Source organism: Deinococcus aerius (assembly GCF_002897375.1).
Taxonomy (GTDB): Bacteria; Deinococcota; Deinococci; order Deinococcales; family Deinococcaceae; genus Deinococcus; species Deinococcus aerius.
The window spans coordinates 1-10265 of the sequence record NZ_BFAG01000028.1 but is presented as its reverse complement, the minus strand read 5'-3'; the positions used below and the strand labels follow the sequence as shown (position 1 = coordinate 10265).

Here is a 10265-nt window from a genome sequence, read left to right as displayed (position 1 = left end):
TCAGGAAAAACCCGCTGCAACTCAGGATGATGGCGAACACGACGCGCGGGGTGCTGCCCGGGCGGAGGAAGAGGATCAGTTCGAGCGCGCCGAGGCCCAGGGCGAGCAGGGGGTAGGCCACGCTGTCGAGCAGGTAGGGGGGGCGGCCCAGCGGTTCGAGCACCGCACCCAGGACGAAGGCGAGGATGGCGAAGGGGAGCGCGACGAGCAGGCTGCGCCGCCACCCGTCCTCGTCGGGCACGCCCGGGCCCCGGACCAGCCCGCCCAGCCTGGACCACACCCGCCACCCCCTCATGCCGCCACCCCGGGCCCACCTCGCCCAGCTTGGGCGGGGGGTGCGAACCGCGACGGGCGGGGGGTGGGAGGGATGGCCATCAGGCTGCCGTTATACCCGGGGGAGCCTCACAAGATTCTCGCTGCTCCGGGCCACGCCGGGTCCCCGCGGGTTCGTCAAGGGTGCACACGCAGGAGCGGCGGGATGCCGCAGAGGCCTTGGGACCGTCAGTCGCGGGATGAATAAGTAACGCCGTCCGCCCGCGGGGCCGTTCCCATGACCGGGCCCAGTGATGATCAATCGGGGGTTGAGCGCTGAACCCGGGATCGCTTGCCCGTCCCGCCCCACCCTGGGGCAGCGGCTCAGCGCGCCTTGTAGATGGCGAACGTCTTGGCCGGCAGGCTGACCGTCAGCGACCCGCCGCTGCTCGTCACGGTTGCCGGGGCGCCCTGCCCGGCCTGGTCGTCGAAGGTCCGGCTGGCGAGGGAGGAGCGGTCGGCGCTGCTGATGCCGGTGTTCGCGCCGATATTCAGGCTGACGCTCGCGCTGGCGGCGTTGTTGTTGAAGACCACGACGATCCGGCTGGCGGCCGTGCTGTCGGTGTAGCCGCGGTAGAACGCGAACACGTTCGTCCCGCCGTTGGGACGCCACAGCTCAGCGTAGGAGCCCTTCCAGAGGGCCGGGTTATTCGTGCGAATGCCCGCGAGCTTCTGCACGAGGTTGTACGTCAGGCCGGGGTTGGGCAGGAAGCCGCTGTAGGTGCCGCCGCGCCCGGTGCTCGTCCACGCCCACGAGGGCATGTCGCGGCGGTTGTCGGGGTCGGCGCCGCCGTACATCCCGATCTCGTTCCCGTAGTAGAGCTGCGGAATGCCCGGCAGGGTGAAGAGGGCGCCCAGGCCCAGGTGGTAGCGGCGGCGAATCTCGTCCTCGGCCACCCCGTAGCCGGGCTCGTTCAGGAAGCGCGGCACGTCGTGGTTGTCGAGCAGGTTGACGGTGAGGAGCGCGCGGTCCAGCCCCAGCGTCCCCACGTAGTCCTGCACGCTGCCCGCGACCGCGTCGAGACTCCCCGCCCGGGCAAAGCTGCTCACCAGCGCGTTCCGCAGCGGAAAGTTGAAGGTGCTGTCGAACCCCGCGTCGTAGAAGGGCTTGAGCTGGGACGCGCCGCCCGTCAGGAAAGCCTCGGCGAGCAGGAAGGTGTTGGGCCGGGCGGCGAGGACGCCGGGCACCCAACTGCCCTGCCAGTAGCCCAGCGGGACATGCTTGGCCGTGTCCATGCGGATGGCGTCAATCGCGTAGGCGCTCGTCCAGTTCTTGCTCAGGGTGGTGAGGTAGTTCGCCACCGTGCCGTCCTCCTGGCGGAAGTCCGGCAGCCCCGCCAGCGGGCAGGTCACGTCGTCCCCGGTGCAGTTGCCGTGGAACCACGACGGATGGGTCTGCGCGACGCTCGCCCCGTACCCGGCGTGGTTGGCGACCATGTCCATCATGTATTTCATGCCGTTGCCATGCAGGTCGGTAATCAGCCCGCCCAGGTCACTCCCGGTCCCCAGCTTGGGCTCGACGGCGAGGTCGCCCGGGTTCCTGAAGTTCGGCCAGTACCCGTGATACCCGCACGAGGCGCCTGGGGTCCCGGGGTTGACCTCGGGCACCTGCGCGTAGACGGGCGTGGTCCAGAGGGTCGTGGCCCCCATGCCCTTGATATAGGAGAGCTTCGAGCGCAGGCCCGCCAGGTCCCCGCCGTGGAACTTGAGCGGCCAGTTGGGGTCGAAGCAGTACGGCTGCCCCAGGTTGTCGTTCGCCGTATTCCCGTTGGCAAAGCGGTCGGGCAGGGTGAGGTAGATGACCTGCCTGCGCCACGTGTCGATGTTGCCGCCGCTGACGGCCTGGGGCGCGAGGGGGGTACTTTGCGCCGAGGGTGCTGTCCCGCAGGCCGCGAGAACGAGGGTGAGGGCCAGCAGACTTCCGGCGATTCGCTTCATGGGTGGTCTCCAGATCTGGTGAGGATGGTTGTGGACGCCTGGCGCCCGAACAAGAGGCCCGGCGCGGGGTGACCGGAGGATCAGGCCACCCACGCGCCGGACTGGGGCGCCCTTCAGTAGGAGCGGTACAGCAGGCGGTTGGGGCTGCCCGTGCCCGCGTTCGTGACCTTGCCGGTCGTCGCATTGTTCAGCATGGTGCTGGTCACTTGGGCGGTCGTGTAGGAAGGGTTGTACGCCAGGATCAGGGCCGCCGCACCCGCCACGTGCGGGGTCGCCATGCTCGTGCCGCTGATCGTGTTCGTGGCGGTCGTCGAGCCGATCCAGGCGGAGGTAATACCCGTGCCGGGAGCGAAGATGTCCAGGCACGAGCCGTAGTTGCTGTAGCCCGTGTCACGGCTGTCGGTCTTGGTGGTCGCGCCCACCGTGATGGCGCTCGCCGCGCTCGCCGGGGAGACGTTGCAGGCATTCTGCTTCTCGTTGCCCGCCGCGACGGCCATGACGAGATTCCTGCTGGCGGCGCTATTCACCGCGTCGTTCACGGCCTGGCTGAAGCCGCCCCCCAGGCTCATGTTCGCCACGGCGGGGCTGCTCCCCTTGTTGCTCACCGCCCAGTTCACGCCCGCGATGACGCCGGAGTTGGTGCCCGAGCCGTCGCAGCCCAGCACCTTGACGGCCACGAGCCGCACGCCCTTGGCGACACCCCAGGTGCTGCTCCCCACCGTCCCGGCGACGTGCGTGCCGTGCCCCTGGCAGTCGCTGTTGTTCCCGTCGCCCGTCGTGTTCGTGCCCCACACCGCGCGCCCGCCAAAGGCCGTGTGCGCCGTGTTGATGCCCGTGTCGATGATGTACACCTTCACGTTGCTGGCGGTGGTGCTGTAGGTGTAGTTGCCGTCCAGCGGCAGGTTGCGCTGGTCGATGCGGTCCAGGCCCCAGGTCGCGCCGCTCTGGGTCGCCGACATCCGCATGACGCCGTCCTGCTCGATGTACTTCACGCGCGAATCCGCCTGGAGCTTGGCGAGGTTCTGGGCGCTGAGCTTGGCCGCGAAGCCGCTGAGTGCCTGGGAGTAGAGGTGCTGCACGGTGATGCCCTGCGGGTCGAGGCCCAGGCTGCGAATCAGCCCCCCCGTGTCCTGCGCGCCCAGGTTCGGGGAGCCCTCCCCATCCTTGAACACCACGATGTACTGCCCGGGAATCGCGTCGGGGTTGCTCGTCCCCAGAACGGGCGCGCCCGCCTGGGCGGTGTCGGAGGGTGTGCCCGCCGTCTGCTGGCCGCAGGAGGCGAGAAGGAGCGCCAGACCAAGGGTGCCGAGTGCAATACGCGAGTTCATCCTGAACCTCCGGAGGGTTGGACTGCGGGACCTGCCTGAATTTGCCGACGCGCCAGGTTTACCATGTGAAAAAAATGTGCTGCGGTCGAAACACCTAGACAGGCTGTCTAGTTTTGCACTTGTTTCTTGCAAGTCGTGTGAACCTTTAATCGGACAGAAGTGAGGTCGCAATGCTTTCCATTTGATAGGAAAGTGGCATCAGGGCGCGGGTGTGTCCTGCCAACTGTGATTGATGCGTTTTTTCTCTTTTCCCCTGGGGCGAGCCGGTGATGGGGGGAGGATGCGCCTCTTCCTCAAACTGCAGCCTTACGGGGCGAGAGTGGCGCCGGGGAAGCCGCGCCAGCTCGTCGTGGGGGCGAGAGCACGGGCTGAGGCGGAAGATGGAGAGGACCGCTCCACCCGCGCCGCTTAGTCCCGGCGGATGACGTACATGTCCACGTCGCGCGTCTCCCGCAGAACGGTTTTGATGATGTCGCCACGCAGGAACTCGGTCAGGCGCGAGTGGCTGGTCTCACCCATGACGACCTGGGTGGCGTGAGCGTCCTGCACAAAGCGCACCAGGGTGCCCGCCACACCGCCCACGGGGCTGGGACCGCCCTGCTTGACGACCTGCGGGGGCGTCAGGCGCAGCTTCAGGAACGCGGCGAACTGCTGCAAGACCTGATCTACGCCTTTTCCCACGACCTGCGCACGCCCCTGCTGGCGCTCACCGATCAGCTCCTCCTGGTCGCCAAATACGAGAGCGGGGAGGCCGAGGACGAGCCGCGGAGCGTCGACCTGCGGGAGGTGACGCTCGGCGTGATCTCGCAGCTTCAGGAACGTGCCGGGGGCACGACCTGCGCCGCGCGGAGCAGAACCTGCTGGAAAACGCCGTGCGCTTCAGCCCGGCGGGCGGCACGGTGCGGGTGACACTCAGGAGCGAGGGGGATGAGGCGGTGCTGAGCGTCCTCGACACGGGGCCGGGCGTGCCGCCCGGACGCGAAGGGCCACTGCTCCAGCGCTTCATCCGCGTCCTGCTCGTTGAGGACCATGCCTTCACCCGCGATGGCCTGCGGGCGGCGATCAACCTCGAACCCGATCTGAGGGTGGTCGCCGAGACCCGCAGCGGCGAGGGGGGGGCTGGAGCGGCTGAGTCAGACCGAGGTGGACGTGGCGGCGCTCGACATCGGCCTGCCCGGCATGGACGGCATCAGGGCCGCGGCCGAGATCGCCGGGCGCTGGCCGGAGGTGCGGATCGTCATGCTCACCGCCCATGACCTGCGCGACGAGGTGTTCGCGGCCCTCGCGCCGGGCGCGGACGCCTACTGCCTCAAGAACGCCGCCCCCGAGTTGCTGTTCCTCGCCATCCGCGCCGCCGCGGGAAGTGCCTACCTTGACCCGCAGGTGGCCCACCACGTCCTCGGCGGCATCCGCGTGCCCCACGCCACCTCTCCCCTGACCCCCCGCGAAACGGAGGTGCTGCGCCTCATCGCGGACGGCCAGGGCAACAGGAAGATCGCTCAGCCGCCTGGAATCAGCGTGAGCACCGTCAAGCTGCACGTGCAGGACATCCTCGTCAAGCTCAGGGCCGCCGACCGCACCCAGGTGGCGGTGCAGGCCCTCCGGCGGGGTCTGCTGTAGGTGGGCGGCGGGAACGGGTGGAACGCGTTCTCCCCCATCCGCTCGGAAACGTCCGTTGGGGGTTTGCACAAGGTCCCACACAAGGCGAGGCGCCTGTTCGCTCAGGCTCCGTGCGGGCCACCGTGTTCTACACCAGCGGTTCTTCGGGCGCCCCACCCCTTTGGCGGGACCGGCCTCCCGGCTCATCCCCCGTCTTCCACCCGGCACACCACCTCCGGGCCAAAAGTAAGTGCACAATCTTTTGTAGTAGAGTTTGAGCAACCACTCCACCTCGACCTTCAGGGAGGGTCATGACCCGGACTGCGCTGTTGTTCCTGCTCGCCACGCTGCTGGGTGTTCAGGCCCACGCCCAACAACCCGCCGTCCCCACCGACCAGGGGCCGGTGCGGGGTCAACAGCGGGGCGAGGTGCGCCGTTTCCTGGGCCTCCCCTACGCCGCCCCACCCGTCGGCCACCTGCGCTGGAAAGCGCCCCAGCCCGGCCCCACCTGGACCGTTCCCCGGGAGGCCACCACCTTCGGTCCGGTCTGCACCCAGGTCGTGGTCGGCCTCTTCGACGTCCCGGGGGAGACCAAGGGGGACGTGAAGGGCAGCGAGGACTGCCTGTACCTCAACGTCTACGCCCCCGCCCAGTCCACATCCGCCGCGCGCCTCCCCGTCATGGTGTGGATTCACGGTGGCGGCTTCACCATTGGGGCGGGCAGCGAGTACGATCCCAGCGTCCTCGTTCAGAAGCACGGCGTGGTGGTCGTGACCCTCAACTACCGCCTGGGGGCCCTGGGCTTCCTGGCGCATCCGGGCCTGGACGCCGAGTCCGCGGAGGGCACCTCGGGCAACTACGGCCTCCTCGACCAGCAGGCCGCCCTGCGCTGGGTCGGGCGCAACATCGCCGCCTTCGGGGGGAACCCCGGGAACGTCACCCTCTTCGGGGAATCGGCGGGCGGCATGAGCGTGTGCGCCCACCTCGCCTCCCCGGCGTCGGCGGGGCTGTTCCAGAAGGCCATCATCCAGAGCGGGCTGTGCGCCAGCCCCAACAACACCGTGACGGCCGCCCAGGCGTCCCGGCGCAACGTCGCCTACGCCGCCCGGCTGGGCTGCCGCACGGGCGGCGTGGCCTGCCTGCGCGGGCTGGACGCCCGGACGGTCGCCACGACCGCTGTGCCCGGCCTGCGGGGGCTGGGCAACCTGGTGTGGTCGCCGGTGTACGGCACCTCCCTGCTCCCTCGCACGCTGGGAGAAGCCTTTGACACGGGGGCGTTCAACCGGGTGCCGGTGATGGTCGGCAGCAACCACGACGAGGGGCGGCTCTTCATCTCGCTGGCCGCGCCGGCAGGAAAGCCCATCCAACTGTGGCAGTACTGGGGTGCCAGTGGGCTGCTCGTGGGGGCGGCCAAGAATGGAAGAGTCCTGGCCGAATATCCGGGGCGGTCCTTCAGCACCCCGGCGCTTGCCTTCGCCACGGTGTTCACCGACGCGATGTTCAGTTGTCCGGCGCTGCGGGTCAGCCGCTCGCTGTCCCGGTACGTGAGGACGTCCGCGTACGAGTTCAATGACCCCCAGGCGGTGACCACCCTGAAGGCGCCCGCCGACCTGCCCGGCCTGGGGGCCTTTCACTCCAGCGGCCTGGTGTACGCCTTCCAGACGCCCATCGTGGGCCTGGGCGACCCCGCGCAGTTCAGCGCCCAGCAGCGCCGGTTGTCCGACGAGTTCAGCGCCTCCTGGGCCCGGTTCGCGGGGACGGGGGACCCCAACCCCACCGGACGCACCCCGTGGACCCCCTTCGACGCCTCACGCGGCAACGTGTGGATCTTCCGGCCCACGGGCAGCAGCGAGAGCACCACGTTTGGCCAGGACCACCGCTGCGACTTCTGGTCGGGCCTGGGCCTGAACTGAGGACCGGGAGGCCGGATGAACGGACCGGGTGGGGATGTGTCAGGGAAAGCGTGCTGGAGCGCAACAGGACTGGGCACGTTGGAAGAGAGGTGACGCTTTCTGCATGTGTCGGGGTAGAAATCTACCGGTGGAAGCCAGAGTGCCGTTTCCAGACGTGAAGACGGCCCGTGGGGCGGCTGGAGGGCGTAGGGGGCGTCCCCGTTTGGGCGCGTGTTTCTGCCCTCTCGCCCGCCGGGGAAAGGGGGTAAAACTCCGTTCCCACCGTGTTCACGGGGGCGCCGCCCTGCCCGGCTACCGCCCGCCCACCCGCGCCGCCCCGACCCACGCGACGAGGGAGCCCAGCAGCGCCACGAGGAAGGCCAGGGCGAAAGCGGTGTGCAGCGGCTGAGCCCGGACGATCAGGGCGCCCGCACCCCCCGCCGCCACCGCCGTCATGAGAACCTCGATGTTCGCCAGTTGCGCCGAGAGCCCTCCCGCCTCCCGCGGGCCGGCGCTCGACAGCGCGAGCAGGCTGTTGCTGTTGTAGCCCACGCCCATCCCCAGGGCGGCCACGAACCAGCCCGCGTACGCGCCCCACAGGGGCAGGTGGCCGAGCGCGGCCAGCGCCGTCACGGTCAGCCCGGCCGTCACGACGACCATGCCCAGCCGAATCCGCAGCGGACGTGAGCCGGGGCCGAAGCGGCGCTCCAACCCGGACTGCACCCACGACCCTAGCGTCCAGGTCGCGCCGCCCACGCTCAGCACCCAGCCCGCCTGGGTGAGGCTCAGGCCCCGCCCCTCGTGCAGGGCCAGCGGCAGGAAGGAGTTGGCGCCCAGCAGCGCGAAGGCCGCCCATCCCCGCACCATCAGCATGGCGGGCAGGCCGGGGGCGAGGCGCCACATGCCCCGGGGAAAGAGGCGGCGCGAGGCGAGCCCCACCCCACCCCCTCCCAGCAGGACCAGGGGAAGGGCGAGCAGGTCCGGGCGGCGCAGGCCCTCCACCAGCAACCCCGCCCCCAGGGCGAGCCCCAGCGCGGGCCACAGCAGACCCCCGCCCGCCCGCACCGGCTCCCGGCCCCCGCCCCGCAGGGGCAGCACGCACAGCGGCGCGACCAGGGCCAGGGCGGGCACCAGGCCCCAGAACACCGCCCGCCACGACCAGGCATCGGCGATCAGGCTGGCGACGAGCGGGCCGACCAGGGCGGGGAGCAGCCAGGCTCCCGACACGGCGGCGAGCATGGGCGCCCGGGCCGACTCGGGATAGCGGGCGCTGATGACCGCGAAGGGCAGCGCGCCCAGGCCGCCCGCCCCCAGCCCCTGCACCAGCCGCCCCAGCACGAAGACCCCCATCCCGGGCGCCGCCCCCGCCACGAGCAGGCCGAGGGCGAACACCGCCAGCCCGAGGGTGGCCGCGAACGCCAGCCCCCGGCGGTCGGCGAGCGTTCCGAACAGCACCGCGCCCACCAGGCTGGAGAGCAGGAAGGCGCTGGAAGCCCAGCCGTAGAGGTTCAGGCCGCGCAGGTCCTCGGCGACGCGGGGCAAGACGGTGCCCACCGCCATCGACTCGAAGGCGACCGCGAGGACCACCAGCAGCAACCCCGCACCCAGGGCGGGGGGCGGCGCGGCGCGGGCGGCGGGGTGCGAGACGGGGACAGACACGCCGTCATCCTGGCACGCGGGGAACCGGGGCGCGGCGGCAGGTCAGGCGCTCCTGACCGTCAGCCCACCACCCGGAGGACGCGGGACGCGGTGGCCGCGCTGGACCTGAGGCGCACGCCTGAAGACCTGCAAGCCCTGGAGGAACCCTCCCGGCCCCACTCGGTCATGAGGACGTTCACTCATGGGGGTGGAGGTCCGGCCCGGAGTCCGCCGGGCGCCCGCGCTGCCAGAGGAGTGAATGCGTTCAGCCCCGGCCCGTGACAGACACGTTCCGCCGGGGAAAATCGTGGTCGGCGACCGGTACCGGGCAGGGGCGTCTACCAGACGGGGGAGTATCCCCGCCAGCACACGGCCTTTTACCTCTTCTTTAAGTTGGAATGATGTCATAGGGGCCTCCGTATCCTTGTCGCCAGTGCAAACCTTCATCCTTCTCCCCCTGTCCGTCACCGCTGCCCCGAGGACCGGCCATGACTGAGGCCGCGGAACTCGGTCACCTCGACGAACACCTCCTGCTGAGTGCGCTCAACGCCTACAAGAAGGGCGACTTCAGCGTGCGGCTCCCGGTCACCTGGACGGGCGTGGCGGGCAAGATCGCCGACAGCCTCAACGAGGTGCTGGAAAACAGCGAGCGCATCGCCCAGGACGTGGCCCGGGTGGGCCGCATCGTCGGCAAGGAGGGCAAGGTCACCCAGCGCATCCCCCTGGGGCCGACCACCGGGGCCTGGGCCGAGCTGATCGAGGGCGTGAACGAGCTGGTGGACGACCTCGTCTGGCCGACCAGCGAGATGACCCGCGTGATCACCGCCGTGGCGAACGGCGACCTGTCGCAGCGGATGGCGCTGGAGGTCGGTGGGCAGGCCATCCACGGCCAGTTCCTCCAGACGGCCCGCACCGTCAACACGATGGCCGATCAGCTCAACGCCTTCGCCTCCGAGGTGACCCGCGTGGCGCGCGAGGTGGGCACGGAAGGCAAGCTGGGCGGCCAGGCCGACGTGCGCGGGGTGGGCGGCACCTGGAAAGACCTCACCGACAATGTCAACTCCATGGCGTCGAACCTCACCAATCAGGTGCGCAACATCGCCGAGGTCACGACGGCGGTGGCGACGGGCGACCTGAGCAAAAAGATCACGGTCGATGCGCGCGGTGAGATTCTGGACCTGAAGAACACCATCAACACGATGGTGGACCAGCTCAACAGCTTCGCGGGCGAGGTCACGCGGGTCGCCCGCGAGGTGGGCACCGAGGGTCGTCTCGGCGGTCAGGCGGACGTGCGCGGGGTCGGCGGCACCTGGAAGGACCTCACCGACAACGTGAACGGCATGGCGTCCAACCTGACGAATCAGGTGCGGAATATCGCGGATGTCACGACCGCCGTGGCGAACGGGGACCTGAGCAAAAAGATCACGGTCGATGCGCGCGGTGAGATTCTGGACCTGAAAAACACCATCAACACGATGGTGGACCAGCTTAATTCGTTCGCGGGCGAGGTCACGCGAGTCGCGCGCGAGGTGGGCACCGAGGGTAAGCTGGGCGGTCA

The 10265-nt window shown here is 69.8% G+C and carries 8 protein-coding genes and 2 pseudogenes; 5 read left to right on the top strand and 5 right to left on the bottom strand.

Annotation, left to right across the window (positions count from 1 at the left end):
- From DAERI_RS21650 to DAERI_RS21635, 4 genes and pseudogenes are all read right to left on the bottom strand, one after another.
- Positions 1-295: pseudogene (locus DAERI_RS21650) on the bottom strand (putative bifunctional diguanylate cyclase/phosphodiesterase); the annotation flags it as partial.
- Between the two features lie 341 nt (positions 296-636).
- The gene (locus DAERI_RS21645; protein ID WP_103131513.1) at positions 637-2250 is read right to left on the bottom strand and encodes an alpha-amylase family glycosyl hydrolase; all 1614 of its coding nucleotides are present in this window, start codon (positions 2248-2250) and stop codon (positions 637-639) included.
- 125 nt (positions 2251-2375) lie between these two features.
- A pseudogene (locus DAERI_RS21640) lies at positions 2376-3578 on the bottom strand (S8 family peptidase); the annotation flags it as partial.
- 408 nt (positions 3579-3986) lie between these two features.
- Complete coding sequence (locus tag DAERI_RS21635) at positions 3987-4127, bottom strand: adenine nucleotide alpha hydrolase family protein (protein ID WP_235610507.1); 141 nt, start codon at positions 4125-4127, stop codon at positions 3987-3989.
- Between DAERI_RS21635 and DAERI_RS23375 the strand changes: the two genes are divergently transcribed.
- The 4 genes from DAERI_RS23375 (at position 4113) to DAERI_RS21625 (ending at position 7090) form a co-directional block, all read left to right on the top strand.
- Positions 4113-4487: a hypothetical protein gene (locus DAERI_RS23375; RefSeq protein ID WP_165794331.1), complete on the top strand. Its 375-nt coding sequence runs from the start codon at positions 4113-4115 to the stop codon at positions 4485-4487. The genes DAERI_RS21635 and DAERI_RS23375 overlap by 15 nt on opposite strands.
- Positions 4451-4834, top strand: coding sequence for a helix-turn-helix domain-containing protein (locus DAERI_RS23370; RefSeq protein ID WP_369689485.1), 384 nt, complete (start codon positions 4451-4453; stop codon positions 4832-4834). The genes DAERI_RS23375 and DAERI_RS23370 overlap by 37 nt, the downstream gene beginning before the upstream one ends.
- Positions 4728-5198: a LuxR C-terminal-related transcriptional regulator gene (locus DAERI_RS21630; protein WP_369689484.1), complete on the top strand. Its 471-nt coding sequence runs from the start codon at positions 4728-4730 to the stop codon at positions 5196-5198. The genes DAERI_RS23370 and DAERI_RS21630 overlap by 107 nt, the downstream gene beginning before the upstream one ends.
- A gap of 290 nt (positions 5199-5488) precedes the next feature.
- Entirely contained in the window at positions 5489-7090 is a 1602-nt protein-coding gene (locus DAERI_RS21625) for a carboxylesterase/lipase family protein (protein WP_103131511.1), read from the top strand.
- Positions 7091-7381: 291 nt separating this feature from the next.
- On the opposite strand, the gene DAERI_RS21620 is transcribed toward DAERI_RS21625, so the two are convergent.
- On the bottom strand, positions 7382-8728 hold the full coding sequence (locus tag DAERI_RS21620; RefSeq protein WP_103131510.1) for an MFS transporter: 1347 nt from the start codon (positions 8726-8728) through the stop codon (positions 7382-7384).
- A 467-nt stretch (positions 8729-9195) separates the two neighbouring features.
- On the opposite strand from DAERI_RS21620, the gene DAERI_RS21615 reads away from it, so the two are divergent.
- Positions 9196-10265, top strand: a 1070-nt coding sequence (locus DAERI_RS21615; RefSeq protein WP_165794332.1) for a HAMP domain-containing protein, incomplete at its 3' end; no start/stop codon positions are given.